This is a genomic window from Streptomyces sp. ISL-99 (assembly GCF_018614005.1).
Lineage (GTDB): Bacteria > Actinomycetota > Actinomycetes > Streptomycetales > Streptomycetaceae > Streptomyces > Streptomyces flavidovirens.
In genome coordinates, this window is record NZ_JAGGPC010000044.1 from 1 (window position 1) to 14,732 (window position 14,732).

The following is a 14,732-nucleotide window of genomic DNA, read 5'->3' on the forward strand; positions in this document are numbered from 1 at the left end:
ATAACCGCGGCTGCAGTACTAACAGAATTCGATCGCCGCTGAGGCTGGCGGGCAAGCACGGTCATCATGGTCTGGTGATGCGTTGGATGCGCTGTTACTGGAACGAGGAAGACATCTGGTTCTTCTTCGAGGTCGATGCCGAGGGCTGGGTCACTCGGCAGGTTGAGCTGCACGGACCGGAACAGACCCCGCTTGCCGCGGCATCCCTGCGTGAATGGCAGCGGGCACGGGACGCCGGAACCCTGGCCGACTACGAGAAGAAGTACGGACTCACCGCAGAACTGCCTGTTTCGGAGTGGGAAGGCCACGATCCGGAGCAGCTGACCCAGGAGGAGTTCGACGAAGTCTGGGACATCGCCCGACAGGGCATCACAGCTCACCTTCGTTGATCCATCGGCCATCCGAGGCCTCTGCCATCATCTCGACATGACCTCGGCCCTTCCACGCACCGTCCGAGCCGTCGACACCGCTCAGCTTCTGAACCTGGAACGGGAGGCCGTCACATGCGGCTTCAGCCAGCGACTCCCGGTCGACTGGCTCCAAGAGCACCTCGCCGCGGAAGCGACGCACTACCTGTTCCCGACACTCGTGCACCGGCTCCGCCACCGTCCGGAGGTGTCGCCACAGTGGAGGTGCCAGCTACTGCTGAACGTCAGAACCGGCGAACAGATCTGGGGCCTGCTCGATGTCCTTCCCGACACCTTCGACAAGATCCCGGAGACCTTGGATGCGGCATCCAAGAAGAACATCGTCAGCCGCATCGAGCATGCCGTGACCGTGCGCGACTGGGCGGAGCGGATGGCTGCTGATATCGGTCCTGAAGAAATGCCACGGACCTGAGACACGGGCGGGCGGACACGGGCTGAGACAGCTCAGAAACCCGCTGGTCAGAGCTGTGCTCTATGACACGAGCCGCGAGATCCTACAACCGCTTGTACGTTCGCCGGCTCCGTGTCACTTTCTCAGTGCGCGATGTCATCCCGATGGCATTTCTGACATCCCCGTGACACAGCGCAGGTCAGAGGCTCGCCGCTCCGGGCGGTTCCGCCCGAAGCGGCGAGGAGAATGACACGGAGCTGAGACTCCATCGGGTGACAAGGCGTGAGACGCCCGAGGGACACCCAGGTCAGAGGAGCTCCCGATGACACGGGCAGCGAGAACCTACACCGCGAGAACGACGCGCACGCGCGGCTTCCGCACGGGCCCTGCTGGAGCAGGCCGCCGAGGTCGGCCCTGTTGAGGCTCCTCGAAAATTCGAAAATCTCCAGGGCCCCTCGCGTTCTCTACTTGATTTGAGGGGCTCAACAACAGGTCAGGGCCTCACCCTCGCGGCGCCCCTGTGACCCTGGCTGAGCGTCATCGCTTTGGGGCGGCGCCGCCGGTTGTCTCAGCGGCTGGTTGGTGCGTTCCAGTCAACCAGTTGGACGATGACGCCATTGGGGTCGCGGACTTGAAAGGCACGCTCGCCCCACTCCTCGTCGGTCAGCGGCATGGTGATCGCGACATCTTCGGAGCGCAGGCGCGCCAGCTCGCCTTCGAGGTCCTCGACGACGAAGGCAAGGATCAGACCTGCGGTGTGCTCGTCGCGCTGGTCTGCCGGGAGGGTGTCCAGCCCCCGCCGCAAAAAGATGACGTTCATGCCGACGTCGTCGCGCGTCAGGGACGCGAAGCCGTCGGCGGCCATCTCCTCGCGGAACCCGAAGTGCTCGACGAGGAAGGCGCTGGAGGCGGAGACATCGTCAACGTTGAGCGACACGGCACTAGAGGTGATCTTCATGAAACTCCTCCACAATCACACTGAGCAGATTCTCTATACGCAGTACAATATACACTGTACAGAGTTCGATTGCGAGAGGATGCCCCCGTGCCAAAGGAACGAACCAGCTCGGGCGACCCGGCCCGCACCCTGCAACTGCTGTGGCGCGGCTCCTCCTCTGACCGTCGCCGAGGACCGCGACGGGGGCTGAGCATCGATGCGGTGGTCGAGGCTGCCACCGCCATCGCCGACGCTGAAGGCATGGACGCGGTGACCATGCGCCGGGTAGCCAAGGAACTCGGCGTGGTGCCGATGACGCTGTACACCTACGTCCCCGGCAAGGCCGAGCTCCTCGACCTCATGCTCGACGCCGCCTACGCCCGCATGCCCCGCACCGACACCACTGGACAGCCCTGGCGCCAACGCGTCACCGCTATCGCCGAGGAGAACAAAGCCCTCTTCGAACGCCACCCATGGGCCGCGGCCGTCTCCACCGTCAGGCCTCCGCTGGGGCCGGGGCAGATGTCAAAGTATGAGCACGAACTGTCTGGGCTCGACGGCCTCGGCCTCAGCGACGTCGAGATGGATGACTGCCTGACCCACCTACTCACCTTCGTGCAGGCATGCGCCCGCGCCGTCGCCGACGCCCGCGCCGCACAGCACGACAGCGCCCTGAACGACCAACAATGGTGGGAGCTGAACGCCCCACTCCTCGCCCGGGTCCTCGACGAGAATGCCTACCCCACTGCCGTCCGCGTCGGCGCAGCAGCAGGCGCCGCACACAGCAGTGCCTACGACCCCGACCACGTCTACGCCTTCGGCCTGCAACGCGTCCTCGACGCCTTCGCCGCTCTGATCGACCGAAGCGGAGACGCGAAGACATCGACTCCATCGCACCGGCACGACGCCATTGCCCCGTGAGCCGGAGCACCTGTCGCCGATACTCCGGCTGGGGAACTCGATGAGGAGGTCTGACTCTCTCCGAGCAGGGTGGTGCAACCAGCCTCACCAGTCCAGCGAGTTGAGTACGAACCCGCGGGCTCATCGCCCAGCAGCAAGGGGGCCACACCCGCGGGTTCGCGTTGAAGTACCTTCAGTTTCCATGAACCCGCAGGCCTCTCGGCCCTGTAGTCCTAGCTCGGACACCGGGGAGCATGTAACACGCCGGTAGGTTCTGGAGGTTCACCGACTGCGGCGGGCGGCGGGGTCGCGTTCGGCAACGTGCCGGGCGACAGCGTCGACGCCGGGGCGGGCGTAGCGCTCCAGGGATCGGACGGAGGCGTGGCCGGAGCGGGCCAGCAGCATCGGGGTGAAGGTGCCGCCTTCGGCGTCGTGTGTCAGGGCACTGTGACGGCTGGTGGAGTGTCCAGCCGTCCAGGTCCTCGATGTCGTCCGGGGAGGCGAGTGGGTTGGCCAGCAGCCGGGTGTTCTCCTCGAAGATCTCCTCAGCCCGCCGGTAGGAGAGCCGGGCCCGGCCGGTCTCCGGGCACACGTCGAGGGTTGGCGTTCCGGCCGGGGCCTTGCGGTCGGTGACGAATAGCGGGCCGGGGGTACGGCGGGCGATGAGGCGGGGCAGGAGCTGGGCGGCGCCGGACTGCCAGTGAATCCACTCGGTCGCCCCGGCCCTTGGCGGTGATCCTGCCGCGCTTGTCCTGCGGGTACAGGTCCTCCACGTTCAGGCACAGCACCTCATCGGCCCGTGCGGCGGACTCGTAAAGCATCTTCCAGAACGTCTTTCCCGCAGGGCGACTTCCAGGCGCCACAGGGCGGCGATCTGATGCTCCGCGAGGGCCTTGGTGCGGTCCGGCGGTGCCGGCCGCCGCTCGATGCCGATCGTCGCCTTGCGCGCGATGGACAGCTCGCGGTTGACCGTGTCGGCGTCCATCTCGTCCGCCCTGGCTGCCGCCAGTTCGGCCAGCACCTCTGGCAGTGCCGGGTCGTCGATCGCCGCGACGGGGAAGACGGGCGGCTTGGCGCCCCGGCGGGCGGGTCCGGTCGGTGCCGGTTCGCCGGCGAGCATCCACCCCTAAGTCGTCAGCGCCGCTCAGGGCCATGACGGTGCCGTCGTCGTGGAAGGAGATCGGTCCGTTCCATCTGCCGGTCGGCGTTTCTTGAGGAGTTCGTACAGGTGCTCGGCGATGCCGGATAACGCCTCGATGCGTACGAACCCCATACGGAAGACGTGGTCCGTGCCGCCGACTTGCATGTCTACGTCGTCAACGCTTGACGTGGCGGCGAAGGTAGGCACGTCGTAGTGCTGTCGTCCTTGGCGCGTGGTGAGGTATTGGGTGGCGTGTGGTCCTCCGCCGGCCAGACCGGTCACGTTTGCAGCGCCGGTCCGGGCCAGGAGTTGGCCGAACCAGCCGAGATCGCCTTCGGGTTCTTGGAAGCCGTGGACAGTGCGTGCCCGCTTCCCTTCGCGGGCGGGAATGTGAATGGCGTTGGGGTAGGGGATGCCGGGCTTGTCTCGGATCTCCATGTCGGCGTTTCCTGGGCCGCCCGGTGTGCGGATGGGGAGAAGTGATTCGCCAGATGCCTATAGCGCATTGAGGTCTTCTCGGCAAACGTGACGGTGACGGTGCGTGACGGCGGTCGGATCGGTGCCGTCGGCTGACGGGTGACCCAACGTCAGATATGGGTGAAGCCCCTGGTAGGAACAGGTCTACCAAGATCCAGTTCCGTACTTCCAGAGGCTTCACGTGTTGACCAGTATCACCTACACCGCCACGCTCGATGTCAGCAGGGAGACCGCCGAGACCCTGGCCCGACTCCTGCGTGAGCACCGCGAACGGCTCGGCACCCGCAACGGCACCCGCGCCTTGGGCGTCTTCAAGCAGGGCGTCCTGGTGCTGCGCTGGTTCGTCGACGGGGCCAGACTGTCCAACTCGCCCGGGACAACGCCATATCGGTGCCCACCGCCTATCGCTACCTCCACGAAGGGCTGACCGTGCTCGCCGACCACGCACCGGACCTGTCCACCACGCTGGAGCGGGCGTCCGCCGCCGGATACACGCATCTGAACCTGGACGGCACCGTCATCCGCACCGAACCCGTCGCCGCCCCGGGCCCGAACAAGGCCGACCTGTGGTGGTCGGGCAAGCACAAGCACCACGGCGGGAACGTGCAGTTCATCACCGCCCGGTCACCTTCAAGGCCCTCCGCAGGGTCAGCCTCGACCCCGGAGCCATCAGCCGGATCGCCCGCGCCGCCCTCGTCCTGCTCCAGCTGGAACACGACCGCACCACCTGACCGAAGATCACGCCCCGTCACGAGTCGTTACCGAGAAGGGTTCAGCGGGATCTAGCGAGGAGCCCCGGGCCTTCAGGCCCGGGAGGAATCGCTTCCCTGGACTGCTCTGACATGCAGGTCACGACGGGCGTTTTTGCTGCTCGATGTACTCCTTGATGACGGACAACGGTGCTCCGCCGCAGGAGGCCGCGAAGTATGAGGGTGACCAGAAGTGGGCGCCCCACAGGTACTTGCGGATGTGGTCGGGGTACTCCTGGCGAAGCCTGCGGGCGGAGACGCCCTTGAGAGAGCCCACCAGCTTGGAGATGGAGACCTTCGGTGGGTAGTGCACGAGGAGGTGGACGTGGTCGCGTTCTCCGTTGAACTCGACCAGGTCGGTTTCGAAGTCGGCGCAGACGGACCGCATGACTTCCTCGCAGCGCCTAAGGATCTTGTCGGTGAGCGGTCCGCGCCGGTACTTGGGTGTGAAGACCAAGTGGGCATGGAGGGTGTAGACGACTGTGCGGCCCCTGTGGATATTGGGGTTTGGCTCCCATCGTGGTGACATAGATCAACTGTAGTACGATGATCCGCGTGAAGATCGTCGCGTAAGTCGAACTGGTGCCGGATGCCGCACAGACATCCGCTGTCAGTGCGACCTTGCACACGGTCAGCGACCGGGCCAACCGGGTGCCCGAAGTGGCGTTCGAGCGCGGCGTGCCGCGTGAGTCGAGCTGCGGAAGCACACCTACGCTGATCTGAAAACGGCCGGTCTCGGGGCGCAGGCGGCGCAGCACACGATCAAAAAGGTCCGCGACGCCCACACCACGTTGAAGGCGAACATCCGGGCGGGAAACCTGGGCAAGCCGGGATCGAAGCGCAGGGTCAGGGCGGCGTCGAAGCCGGTCGCGTTCCGGCCGGATGTCGCGCACCCGTACGGCGACCGGTGCCTGTCCTGGCAGTACGACGCGCGGACAGTCAGCATCTGGACCACCGCCGGACGCCTCAAGAACGTCCGCTTCGCGTGCTCCGCCGACGCACTCGAGATGCTCCGCGAGTACCGCAAGGGTGAGTCGGATCTGATCGAGCGCGACGGCGTGTTCTACCTGATCGCGGTCTGTGATGTCCCCCAGGCCCCGCTCAACGAGAATCCGTCCGGGTTCATCGGTGTGGACCTCGGGATCGTCAACATCGCCACCACGTCCACCGGCTACCGGGCCGCCGGGCGCGGCCTGAACCGGCACCGCAAACGGCAGCTCGACTTGCGTCGCAAGCTCCAGGCTAAAGGCACCCAGTCCGCCAAACGCTGGCTCAAGCACCGCAGCCGCAAAGAGGCACGGCACGCCGCGAACATCAACCACATCATCTCGAAGAAGATCGTCACCACCGCTGAACGCACCGGACGCGGTATCGCCCTGGAAGACCTCACGGGCATCCGCGAACGGGTACGGCTGCGCAAGGACCAGCGGACACAACTGCACTCGTGGAGCTTCCACCAGCTCGGCTCCTTCCTTGAGTACAAGGCGCGCCGGGCCGGGGTGCCGCTGGTGTACGCCGATCCGGCGTACACCAGCCGGCAATGCTCCGAGTGCGGCCTGACTGAGAAGTGCTCAGACCTTGAACCCCCAGGCCGGGCCGGTCGGACAGTCGGAGCATGGTGCCGCTGTATTCCACACCTCCGTCAACCGGCGACGCGGCGAGCCAGAGGGGCGCGTCCAGGTTGATCTAATTGATGGCTCCCCGCGCGGATGCCAGACTGCAGAGACGGAGACCTCGCTCTCGAACACGCTGATCCGGGTCAGATCATTATGTCCTATGGGGGTCATATGAGTAACAGCGGCGATGAGGGGATAATGTCTGTTTCGCCTGAAAAAATCGGAAAAGGGGAACGGGTTTCGATAGGTTCGTTATTGCCGCCGTCTGAACTACTGCGGTCCGGCGAAAGTACCGAACACACTCGTGCGCTGGTCGAAACGGAGGAGATCCTGCCGCCGATTGTCGTCCACCGTGAGACGCGGCGGGTCATCGACGGAATGCACAGACTGTGGGCGGCTCGTTTACGTGGCGACGAATCCATCGAGGTCGTTTTCGTCGATGGTTCCCCAGCCGATTTGTTCGTCCTCGCGGTCGAGCTGAATCGTGCGCACGGCCTGCCCTTGACGATGGATGAGCGTAAATCCGCCGCCGCGCTGATCATGGAGTCGCACCCGCACTGGTCCGACCGCAAGATCGCACGGACCACCGGATTGGCGGCCAGCACTGTCGCGTCTTTGAGGTCGTCATCCACCGCCGGCACGGTCGAGCGCAGAATCGGGCAGGATGGCCGAAGCCGACCCAACGACGGCACGGACGGACGGCAGCGCGCCGGCGACCTGCTGGCCCAGAATCCGAACGTGTCGATTCGCGAAGTAGCCAAAGCAGCGGGGATTTCGGTGGGTACCGCCAGCGATGTGCGCGCCAGACTGCGGCGAGGGGAGCCAGCGATAACCGCCCGGCAGCAGGCGGTTACGAAACTGCGCCCGGCCGCGGCGACGCAGCGGAGCATCCCAGACTATAGCCGCGTACTGAAGAGCCTGCGCAAGGACCCATCGCTGCGGTTCACCGACCTCGGCCGACTCTTGCTCCGCCTGCTCGACGGCTCCGCCCCGGCCAGCGTCGAGCAGATCGCCCAGATCACGGACGGCGTGCCGGAACACTGTCGGACCGTGGTGGTCGACATGGCCCGAGAGTGCGCCGCGGCATGGCAGCATCTAGCCGACCAGCTCGCAGGCCGGGACGCCGCCTGACGGAGGAATACGGTCCCATCCGGTGGCTGCGGGATGTTCAACTGCTCGAACCATACGGTTGAACACCACCCCACGGTCGAACGCCGACCGTGGTCACCGGGCCGGGATCGGCATCTTGAACCGCCCCGGTGCGATGCAGAGGATGGAAAGACGGCTCGGTCTTCGCGGCACCCGCAAGGTACGTGAGCGTGCTGTGGCGGTGGTGTTCGAGAAGGCGGATGAGTATTCTCCGAGACGCCGCTTCTTCGAGGTAGGAGCGACCGCGTGAAGGAACTTCTGGGGGTGTTCGTAATGGCGACGAACCGGTTCGAGAACGAGAACGGCGCCTATCTCGTCCTGGTCAATGACGAGGGACAGCATTCTCTGTGGCCTGCGTTCGCCGATGTTCCCGATGGGTGGACTGTCATTCTCGACGAGGCGTCGCGGCAACAGTGCCTCGATTACGTCAATGAGCAGTGGACGGACATGCGACCGTTGAGCCTGCAGCGGGCAATGGGCGGCGCGTAGAATCTGCTCATTCACAAGACGATTCGGCAATACTTCCCAGCGCTCGGAGTGTCGTCGAGATAGATATCGGTGCAAGCTGTCTCGGAAGTCACCTGTTCGTGCCGCATTCTCCTTCGGTCATCCGGGGAGTACGTTCCAATGGCATGGAGACTTACTTAAGGGGGAAGTTTGTTCAACGCTCTGAACAAGGCTTCTAATCAGTCGGCGACAACACGGGCGGAATTGGCCACGCTGGCCGAACTGTGGGAGCGGACGGTACGCAGTCGGCCGAGCAGTCCGGCGATTGTCTCGAACGGCGAGATCCTGTCCTACGACGAGGTGAACGCCAGGGCGAACCGGCTGGCCCGACTGCTGCTCGACGAGGGGGCAGGCCCGGGCCGTCTGGTGGCACTGGCGCTGCCCCGCTCCAGTCACATGGTGATCAGCGTCCTTGCCGTGGCCAAGGCCGGCGCGGCGTTCCTGCCGGTGGACGTCAACCACCCGCGGGAGCGGATCTCGTACCTGCTCGCAGATGCCGGGCCCGCATTGCTGTGCACCATCCGGGGCGCTGTCCCGAAGCTGCCTGCTGACATCGGGGTGCCGCAGCTGGTGCTGGACTCGGCCAAGCGGACTGCCATGCTCAACGCACTGCCCGACACCGACATGACAGAGGACGAACGCGGTGGCCCGCTCGCCGCGACGAACCTGGCCTATGTGATCTACACCTCCGGCTCGACAGGCCGACCGAAAGGCGTCGCGCTGACCAGTGCCGGGTTGGCCGCCTTGGCCGCGGCCAAGGTCGCCACGATGCAGGTCAACGAGGACAGCCGGGTGCTCCAGTTCGCGTCGCCGAGCTTCGACGCCTATGTGACCGAGCTGCTGGCCGCTTTTACCGCCGGTGCCACTTTGGTGTTGTCGGGAACGGACGCACTGGCCGGTGCCCCGCTGCAAAAGGCCCTACAGGATGGCCGGGTCAGCCACGCGGTGCTGCCGCCTGCCGCGGTCGCGACCATGTCCCCGGACGCGGTGCCGGACCTGCGCGTGCTGGTGGTGGCCGGCGAGGCGTGCCCGGCCGGCCTGGCGGAACAGTGGGCGCCAGGCCGCCTCTTGATCAACGCCTACGGTCCGACCGAGTGCACCGTGTGCGCGACCATGACCGGCCCGCTCACCCCGACGGACGAGGTCACCATCGGCCGGCCGATTCCGGGCGTGTCCGCGTACATCCTCGACGACGAACTACGGCCGGCCGCGGTCGGAGAGATCGGCGAGTTGTACCTCAGCGGCGCCGGGCTGGCGCGGGGCTACCTCAACCGCCCTGACTTGACCGCGCAGCTGTTCATGGCCAACCCGTTCGCCGCCGACGGCGAACGGATGTACCGCACGGGCGATCTGGCCTCCATGCGGGCCGACGGCGACATCCTTTTCCACGGCCGGATCGATGATCAAGTCGAACTGCGCGGATTCCGAATCGAGCTGGGAGAGGTGGAGTCGGTGCTCAGCCAACATCCGGACGTGGGGCAGGCGGTGGCCGTGCTGCGGGCCGACGCGGCCGACGGGCCGCAGCTGGTGGCCTACGTGGTGCCGACGCACGGCACCACGCCCGCAGCGGGCGAATTACGTGAGCACGCCGGCCGCTTCCTGCCCGACTACATGGTGCCGTCGATATTCGCGACCATCGACGCCGTTCCCCTGACTCCGGGCGGAAAGACAGACCGAGCCAGGCTGCCGGAGCCGGTCAGGACGACCCGGCCCGTCGTTCAGGGGCCGCGAACTCCTTCCGAGAAGATCCTGTGTGACATCTTCCGAGACCTGTTCGACCTTGTCGAGATCGACGTTCGCAGTAACTTTTTCGAACTGGGCGGGAACAGTATCTTGGCTGTCAACCTCATTCAGCGAGCGCGGCAAGCCGGCTTGACGCTCTTGCCGAGGACCGTGCTCGACCACCCGACCATCGAGCAGCTGGCCGCGATAGCGGCCCTCGGGGAGTGAGAGATGAGTACCCGTCCCACGGTGTCCCCCAATGAACTCGAACAGATCGACCTGGCCTCGCCGATTCTGCACGCCGAGTACGAGCTCGATGCGGTCTTCCGCTACCTGCGGGCCAATCGGCCGATGTACTGGCAGCAACCACGGGGTGAGCAGCCCGGCTTCTGGGTGATCAGCCGCCATGCCGACGTGAACGAGGTGTACAAGGACAAGGCGCGCTTCACCACGGAGCACGGTAACGCGCTGGCCACCTTGCTGACCGGCGGTGACTCGGCCTCGGGCGCCATGCTCGCGGTCACCGACGGTGTGCGCCACCACCAGTTGCGCAACTTGTTATCCAAGGGCTTCTCGGCGCAGATGCTCGACCTGATCGCCAACTCGTTGCGGGAAACTGTTGACGAGCTGCTGCTGGCAGCGCTGGGTCGAGGCGAATGCGATGCCGCGCAGGACATCTCGGCGAACGTGCCGCTGGGCGCCATCTGCGACCTGTTGGAAATTCCCCAGGCAGACCGGAAATACCTGCTTGGTTTGACCTCGCACGCGTGGAGCACGGACTACGCGGACGAACCTCCTGAGGAGAGCTGGGTCGCCAAGAATGAGATTCTTCTGTATTTCAGCAAGCTGCTCAAGGAGCGTCGTGGTAGTGACCGGGGCGATATGGTCAGCCTGCTGGCGAACTGCCGGATCGACGGCGATCCGCTCAATGCAGCCGAGCAGATGGCCAACTGCTACGGGCTGATGATCGGCGGCGACGAGACCGGCAGGCACGCCATCACCGGCACGATCCTCGCGTTGATCGAGAACCCCGACCAGTGGCGCGCCCTGAAGAACGGCGATGTCGATCTGAACACGGCGACCGAGGAGGCACTGCGCTGGACCGTGCCGTCGCTGCACGGTGGCCGGAAGGCAACCGGAGACGTCGTGATCAACGGCCAGCAGATCAAGGCCGGTGATGTGGTCAGCGTGTGGATCTCCTCGGCCAACCGGGACGAGACCGTCTTCGATGCGGCGGACGAGTTCAAGCTCGCCCGCACCCCGAACAAGCACTTCACCTTCGCCTACGGCTCGCACTACTGCCTCGGCCACTACCTCGGCCGGATGGAGGTCTACGCCGTGCTCGACGGGCTGCGCCGGCTGGTGGGCGACCTGGAGCAGATCGGCGAAGAGCGGTGGATCTACTCCAGCATCTTGCACGGGATGAGCTCACTGCCGATCAAGATCACGGCCTGAAGGTCGGGGGGACGTGCGCATGACGAGCACTGCCAACGCGGCCAACGCGTTCGAGGACGGGCAAGGCACCGAGTTCTGCTTAGATCGCCGGGCAGTCTGCCTTGCGTACATCGAGCGGAATTGGCTGGCGCGCCAACCGCGGAGCGCAACCCGATGACCGGGCCCGCCGCATCCGCAGTGGCTTACGAGCCGGTCGCGATGGTCACCGGAGCCGGCCGGGGCATCGGCGCGGCCACGGCCGAGCGCCTTGCCTCGGAGGGCATGGCGGTGATCGTCGTGGACCGCGCCGAACAGGACACCACAGCCACGGTCTCAGCCATCCGCGCGGCTGGCGGACGGGCCAGCGGGCTCGGCTGCGACGTCGCCGTAGCTCACGCGGTGACGGCTACGGTCGCCTCGGCGGTCGAGGAGTTCGGTCACGTCGACGTGCTGGTGAACTGCGCCGGGGTCAACCAGGATCGGCTGCTACTCACCATGAGCGACCAGGAGTGGGACACGGTCCTGGACGTCAACCTCGGTGGCACCATGCGATGTTCGTTCGCGGTCGGCAGGCACATGCGCCGGCAGGGGCACGGCCGGATCATCAACTTCAGTTCTGTTGCCGCGCGCGGCAATGCCGGTCAGACCAACTATGCGACCGCGAAGGGCGCGATCGCCGGGTTCACCCGTACGCTCGCGGCCGAACTGGGTCCGCACGGCGTGACGGTCAATGCGATCGCACCGGGCTTCGTGGCCACGCCGATGGTGGACGAGCTGACCGAACGACTCGGCGTGGATCGGGACACGGTCCTGCTGGAGGCGGCGATGTCCTCGGCCGTGGGCCGGATCGGGACGCCCGAGGAAATCGCCGCGGCGGTGGCCTTTGTCACCCGGCCGGAATCGGGCTACCTCACCGGGGAGACCATCCACATCGAAGGTGGTCGGCGATGACAGGAGTCGCGGTCGTGGCCGGCGGCAGCGAGCACACGGGGCCCGCGGTCGCGCTCAGGTTGGCGGCGGGGGGCTTTGACGTCGCCCTGCTGGACACCGCATTCACGGCGGCCGACAACAAAACTGTCAGGTGGATCGAGGAGTCCGGCAGGCGGTGCATCACGGTAGAGGCCGAGTTGACCGACGCCAGGTCGGTCGGCGTCGCCTTCGACCAGGTGCGTACCGCGCTGAGTAGCCCGACCGTGCTGGTCACCTGCGTCGGACTGGGGCCGGTGTCGGACGGGTTACCCGAGGACGAATTCGCGGACGAACAGCGCTATGCCGTGGTACGACGGGCGCTGCGCTCGGCATTTGTATGCTGCCAGGCTGGGGCCGGCCAGCTACTGCACCACCGGTGGGGGCGGATCATCATCGTCACCGAGCCGGTCGACGTCAGCGAAAATGCCTGGCGCACCCTCCAACCCGTGCTGGCCGGGTTGATCGGTTTCACCCGGTCCGCGGCGTTGGAGCTGGCGAGGTCCGGTATCACCGTGAACCTCATCGCACCGGCCGACTGCGCGGTCGACAGCCGGGCCCCGGCGGACCAACCGGCAGTCAACGACAGCGCGGGCTCCTACGCGGACGGGGTCGCGCACCTGACGGAGTTTCTGGTCAACGAGCAAGCTGTCGGAATCACCGGGCAGGAGATCTACGTCGCCGTTCCCCAAGCGGGAGTACCTCTACATCGCGAAAGGTAGTCACTGGTGGCGAACAAGGACCACGGACCGGAGCACTACGTCACCCGCATCCTCGACGAGGCGACCCGGGATGGCGCGCGACCGGTTATCCGGTGGCGGGACACGGTAATCACCGGCACAGAGCTCCACCGATCGGTACAGCGGGTCGCGTCGGCACTGCGCGAGGCAGGTGTGGCACACGACCACGCGGTGGCCATCCTGACCCAGGTGAACAGCCCATGGATGTTGATCGTCCGCTATGCCGCACACTTGGTGGGCGCCTCGGTCGTGTACATCACCGGCGCCAACCACGGCACCGTAACGCACGACCTGCCGGTGACCACCCGGGTCCGGATGCTGCGTGAAGCAGGCGCATCAGTGCTCGTCTTCGACGAATGCAACTCTCAGGTCGCCGAGACCATCCACGAGATGGTTCCGGACAAGCTGGTGCTGTGCGGCCTCGGTCATCCGGCGTCCGGCACGGTGACTGTCGACGGTCGGCCGGTCGAGGACGTGTCGGTGGAATTCGCGCCCCAGGCACCCGGGCTGGCAATGGTGCTCTACACCAGCGGCACCACCGGTCAACCCAAGGGCGTGTGCAGATCGTTCCGGTCGTGGAACGCGTCGGCACTCGGCGGGGCCATGCATCCCCGGCCAACCTTCCTGACACTGACCGCGGTGAGCCAAACAGTCGCAATGATCGTCGACACAGTGCTGGCCGCCGGCGGGAGCGTGCTGCTGCGTGAGAAGTTCGATCCCGCCGACTTCCTGCGAGATGTCGCGATGCACCGGATCACCGAGACGTTCATGGGCGTGGCGCAGCTCTACGCGATCCTCAACCACCCTGATGTTCGCACCGCGGACCTGTCCTCGTTGCGACACCTGTTGTACCTCGGCTGCCCCGCATCGCCGGAACGCCTGCAGGAGGCGGCCACAGTGTTGCCTGGCGTGCTGGCCCAGTCCTACGGCTCTACCGAGGCCGGTCGGATCACAGTGCTCCGCGCGGCCGACCACGACCGTCCGGAACTGCTGGCCACCGTGGGCCAGGCGATGCCAGGGGTCACCATCGCCATCCGCGCCCCGGAAACAGGACGAGACCTGCCGGTCAACCAGATCGGCGAGGTGGTGGTGCACAGCCCGGAGGCCATGGCCGGCTATGTCGCCGATCCTGAGCACACCGCGCGGGTGGTCCGGGACGGCTGGGTGCATACCGGCGACTTCGGCTCCGTTGACGAACGCGGGTATGTGCGGCTGTTCGGCCGGATGCACGAGACGGTCAAAGTGCAGGACACGCGAGTCAGTCCGACCGAGGTGGAGAAGGTGCTCGTCGGCTGTCCCGGCGTGGTGGATGCGTGCGTGTACGGCCACCGTCGGCCGGATCTGATGGAGGAATTGCACGCCGCCGTCGTGCTCAGCACCGACGGCGCCCCGAGCTTCGCCGCTCTGCGCGACCACGTCGCGCAGGCCATGACCCCGACGCACGCTCCGATCCGGTTCGTGCGCTGGCGGCAGTTCCCGATCAACAACACTGGGAAGGTGGATCGGCTGCGGATCCGTGAGGTCAGCGCTGAGGCTCGCGGTGAGAGCCCGGACGTGCTGGTGGACAGGTGAGGT

Annotated in this window: 15 protein-coding genes and 2 pseudogenes; 12 read left to right on the forward strand and 5 right to left on the reverse strand. The window is 66.0% G+C overall.

Translation table 11 applies throughout. The annotated features are described in order from the left end of the window. The first annotated feature begins 86 nt into the window (after window positions 1–86). Together J7E91_RS25975 and J7E91_RS25980 are read left to right on the forward strand one after the other, a co-directional pair. Window positions 87–389 carry a hypothetical protein gene (locus tag J7E91_RS25975; RefSeq protein ID WP_214908816.1) on the forward strand — a complete coding sequence of 101 codons (303 nt, stop codon included), beginning with the start codon at window positions 87–89 and terminating at the stop codon, window positions 387–389. A 37-nt stretch (window positions 390–426) separates the two neighbouring features. Continuing rightward, entirely contained in the window at window positions 427–840 is a 414-nt protein-coding gene (locus J7E91_RS25980) for a hypothetical protein (RefSeq protein WP_214908782.1), read from the forward strand. 547 nt (window positions 841–1,387) lie between these two features. Here J7E91_RS25980 and J7E91_RS25985 read toward each other — a convergent pair. Then, window positions 1,388–1,777: a VOC family protein gene (locus J7E91_RS25985; RefSeq protein ID WP_214908784.1), complete on the reverse strand. Its 390-nt coding sequence runs from the start codon at window positions 1,775–1,777 to the stop codon at window positions 1,388–1,390. An 87-nt stretch (window positions 1,778–1,864) separates the two neighbouring features. Here J7E91_RS25985 and J7E91_RS25990 point away from each other — a divergent pair, with 87 nt between their 5' ends. Next, window positions 1,865–2,677, forward strand: coding sequence for a TetR/AcrR family transcriptional regulator (locus tag J7E91_RS25990; protein ID WP_214908786.1), 813 nt, complete (start codon window positions 1,865–1,867; stop codon window positions 2,675–2,677). A gap of 261 nt (window positions 2,678–2,938) precedes the next feature. Here the strand turns inward: J7E91_RS25990 and J7E91_RS25995 are convergent, their stop codons facing one another. The 3 genes from J7E91_RS25995 to J7E91_RS26005 form a co-directional block, all read right to left on the reverse strand. After that, window positions 2,939–3,061 carry a PmrA gene (locus J7E91_RS25995; RefSeq protein WP_214908787.1) on the reverse strand — a complete coding sequence of 41 codons (123 nt, stop codon included), beginning with the start codon at window positions 3,059–3,061 and terminating at the stop codon, window positions 2,939–2,941. Between the two features lie 370 nt (window positions 3,062–3,431). Beyond that, complete coding sequence (locus tag J7E91_RS36240; RefSeq protein WP_251016260.1) at window positions 3,432–3,776, reverse strand: hypothetical protein; 345 nt, start codon at window positions 3,774–3,776, stop codon at window positions 3,432–3,434. A gap of 24 nt (window positions 3,777–3,800) precedes the next feature. Beyond that, window positions 3,801–4,235 (reverse strand): hypothetical protein, encoded by a 435-nt coding sequence (locus tag J7E91_RS26005; protein ID WP_214908788.1) that lies wholly within the window; start codon window positions 4,233–4,235, stop codon window positions 3,801–3,803. A gap of 220 nt (window positions 4,236–4,455) precedes the next feature. Between J7E91_RS26005 and J7E91_RS26010 the strand changes: the two are divergent. After that, window positions 4,456–5,005 (forward strand): annotated as a pseudogene (locus tag J7E91_RS26010) (hypothetical protein). Between the two features lie 118 nt (window positions 5,006–5,123). On the opposite strand, the gene tnpA reads toward J7E91_RS26010, so the two are convergent. Beyond that, a complete protein-coding gene (tnpA, locus tag J7E91_RS26015; RefSeq protein WP_214908789.1) occupies window positions 5,124–5,552 on the reverse strand; it encodes an IS200/IS605 family transposase in 429 nt (142 codons plus the stop codon). Window positions 5,553–5,602: 50 nt separating this feature from the next. On the opposite strand from tnpA, the pseudogene J7E91_RS26020 reads away from it, so the two are divergent. From J7E91_RS26020 to J7E91_RS26055, 8 genes and pseudogenes are all read left to right on the forward strand, one after another. Beyond that, window positions 5,603–6,708 (forward strand): annotated as a pseudogene (locus J7E91_RS26020) (RNA-guided endonuclease InsQ/TnpB family protein). 102 nt (window positions 6,709–6,810) lie between these two features. Continuing rightward, window positions 6,811–7,770, forward strand: coding sequence for a ParB N-terminal domain-containing protein (locus J7E91_RS26025; protein WP_285439134.1), 960 nt, complete (start codon window positions 6,811–6,813; stop codon window positions 7,768–7,770). Window positions 7,771–8,061: 291 nt separating this feature from the next. After that, window positions 8,062–8,277, forward strand: a complete 216-nt coding sequence (locus J7E91_RS26030; RefSeq protein WP_214908817.1) for an MbtH family protein — start codon at window positions 8,062–8,064, stop codon at window positions 8,275–8,277. 168 nt (window positions 8,278–8,445) lie between these two features. Then, on the forward strand, window positions 8,446–10,245 hold the full coding sequence (locus tag J7E91_RS26035) for an amino acid adenylation domain-containing protein (RefSeq protein ID WP_214908791.1): 1,800 nt from the start codon (window positions 8,446–8,448) through the stop codon (window positions 10,243–10,245). A 3-nt stretch (window positions 10,246–10,248) separates the two neighbouring features. Beyond that, the gene (locus J7E91_RS26040) at window positions 10,249–11,472 is read left to right on the forward strand and encodes a cytochrome P450 (RefSeq protein ID WP_214908793.1); all 1,224 of its coding nucleotides are present in this window, start codon (window positions 10,249–10,251) and stop codon (window positions 11,470–11,472) included. 153 nt (window positions 11,473–11,625) lie between these two features. Then, a complete protein-coding gene (fabG, locus tag J7E91_RS26045) occupies window positions 11,626–12,402 on the forward strand; it encodes a 3-oxoacyl-ACP reductase FabG (RefSeq protein WP_214908795.1) in 777 nt (258 codons plus the stop codon). A gap of 14 nt (window positions 12,403–12,416) precedes the next feature. Beyond that, window positions 12,417–13,139 (forward strand): SDR family NAD(P)-dependent oxidoreductase, encoded by a 723-nt coding sequence (locus J7E91_RS26050; RefSeq protein ID WP_214908797.1) that lies wholly within the window; start codon window positions 12,417–12,419, stop codon window positions 13,137–13,139. A 6-nt stretch (window positions 13,140–13,145) separates the two neighbouring features. Next, on the forward strand, window positions 13,146–14,729 hold the full coding sequence (locus J7E91_RS26055) for a class I adenylate-forming enzyme family protein (RefSeq protein ID WP_214908799.1): 1,584 nt from the start codon (window positions 13,146–13,148) through the stop codon (window positions 14,727–14,729). Window positions 14,730–14,732 lie beyond the last annotated feature (3 nt).

Bases quoted from the DNA above. Each gene is read 5' to 3' on its own strand.
- J7E91_RS25975 (WP_214908816.1), top strand. From the start codon at position 87: ATGCGCTGTTACTGGAACGAGGAAGACATCTGGTTCTTCTTCGAGGTC.
- J7E91_RS25980 (WP_214908782.1), top strand. From the start codon at position 427: ATGACCTCGGCCCTTCCACGCACCGTCCGAGCCGTCGACACCGCTCAG.
- J7E91_RS25985 (WP_214908784.1), bottom strand. From the start codon at position 1,777: ATGAAGATCACCTCTAGTGCCGTGTCGCTCAACGTTGACGATGTCTCC.
- J7E91_RS25995 (WP_214908787.1), bottom strand. From the start codon at position 3,061: ATGCTGCTGGCCCGCTCCGGCCACGCCTCCGTCCGATCCCTGGAGCGC.
- J7E91_RS36240 (WP_251016260.1), bottom strand. From the start codon at position 3,776: ATGCTCGCCGGCGAACCGGCACCGACCGGACCCGCCCGCCGGGGCGCC.
- J7E91_RS26005 (WP_214908788.1), bottom strand. From the start codon at position 4,235: ATGGAGATCCGAGACAAGCCCGGCATCCCCTACCCCAACGCCATTCAC.
- tnpA (WP_214908789.1), bottom strand. From the start codon at position 5,552: ATGTCACCACGATGGGAGCCAAACCCCAATATCCACAGGGGCCGCACA.
- J7E91_RS26025 (WP_285439134.1), top strand. From the start codon at position 6,811: ATGAGTAACAGCGGCGATGAGGGGATAATGTCTGTTTCGCCTGAAAAA.
- J7E91_RS26030 (WP_214908817.1), top strand. From the start codon at position 8,062: ATGGCGACGAACCGGTTCGAGAACGAGAACGGCGCCTATCTCGTCCTG.
- J7E91_RS26040 (WP_214908793.1), top strand. From the start codon at position 10,249: ATGAGTACCCGTCCCACGGTGTCCCCCAATGAACTCGAACAGATCGAC.
- fabG (WP_214908795.1), top strand. From the start codon at position 11,626: ATGACCGGGCCCGCCGCATCCGCAGTGGCTTACGAGCCGGTCGCGATG.